Source organism: Cupriavidus sp. 05T313, assembly GCF_056396665.1.
In genome coordinates this window covers 1-1,286 of the sequence record NZ_JBFTLX010000549.1, presented here as the reverse complement: position 1 = coordinate 1,286, position 1,286 = coordinate 1, and the positions used below count along the sequence as shown (strand labels likewise).

Here is a 1,286-nt window from a genome sequence, read left to right as displayed (position 1 = left end):
CAATACGGCGCTGTTCCTGCTGAAATCGACCCCGCCGGACCACCTGAGCGATGCGCCGGGCGGTGCGTCATTCCTGGCGGACGTGTCGTTGCCGGCCGGCGCCGCGCCAGCGCCTGACGACATCGGCCCCATTGCCGGCGGTCGGCACGCAGGTCGGGCTCAACGGCTGGGTCAAGATCGCCGCGGACAACAGCGTCACCATCATGATGTGCCGCACGGAGATGGGGCAGGGCGTGCACACCGGCCTGGCCATGGTACTGGCCGACGAACTGGACGCGGACTGGGCGCAGGTGAAGGTCGAGCATGCGCCCGTGGACAAGATCTACAACAACCTGGAAGTCGTTGTCGACGATCTCCCGTTCCGGGCGGACGACGATGGCGTGGTCAGGCAAGGGGCGGTCTGGTTCACCCGCAAGCTCATGCGCGAGATCGGCGAGATGGTGACAGGCGGCTTGTGTCCGACGCTGGGTGGTACGGTGGCGAGCTTCGACGGCTCGGCCGCGGCCGCGTTGCCGGGCATCGTCAAGGTGTTCGCGGTCGATGGCTACAACGGCGGCACCGGCGGCGTGGCGGTGATCGCCGACAATGCGTACCGGGCCATGACCGCGCTGGATGCGGTCAAGATCGTGTGGAACCACGGCCCCGCCGCCGCGCTGTCCAGCGCGGACGTGAGCCGCCGTCTGGCGCAGGCGCTGGATGAATCCGACGGCCACGCCTATTACCGGCACGGCGACGTCGATGCCGCGTTGAAATCCGCCGCGAAAACCCTCAACGCGGAGTACAGCGTGCCCTACCTTGCGCATGGCGCGGTGGAGCCCATCAACTGCACGGTGCAGGTTCGCGACGGCGCGGCCAGGGTCTGGGTCTCGACGCAGTTGCCTGGCCTGGCGCGCAAAGCGGTCGCCAGGGTGCTCGCGCTCGATGCGGAACGGGTCGACGTGCAGCCGCAACTGGTCGGCGGCGCATTCGGGCGGCGGCTGGAGGTGGATTTCATCTCCCAGGCGGCGGCCATCGCGCGCGAGGGGGGCGGCAGGCCGGTCCAGACGATCTGGACGCGCATTCAGGACACCACGCACGACTTCTATCGGCCGGCTTGCGTCTCGCGCTTCAAGGCCGGGCTCGATGGCGCAGGCAACCTCATAGCCTGGCACAACACGTCGGCCAGCCAGGCGATCKTGCCGGGCGCGCTGTCGCGTCTGCTTGGCCTGCCTCGCCTCGGCATCGACAAGACCACGACGGAAGGGGCATTCGACCGGCCCTACGAATGGCCGAACGCGAGGGTCGGC

The 1,286-nt window shown here is 68.7% G+C and carries 1 pseudogene; it reads left to right on the top strand.

Annotated features, from left to right (window positions below):
- Nucleotides 1-101 precede the first annotated feature (101 nt).
- Nucleotides 102-1,286 (top strand): annotated as a pseudogene (locus AC1DKD_RS41660) (molybdopterin cofactor-binding domain-containing protein); the annotation flags it as partial.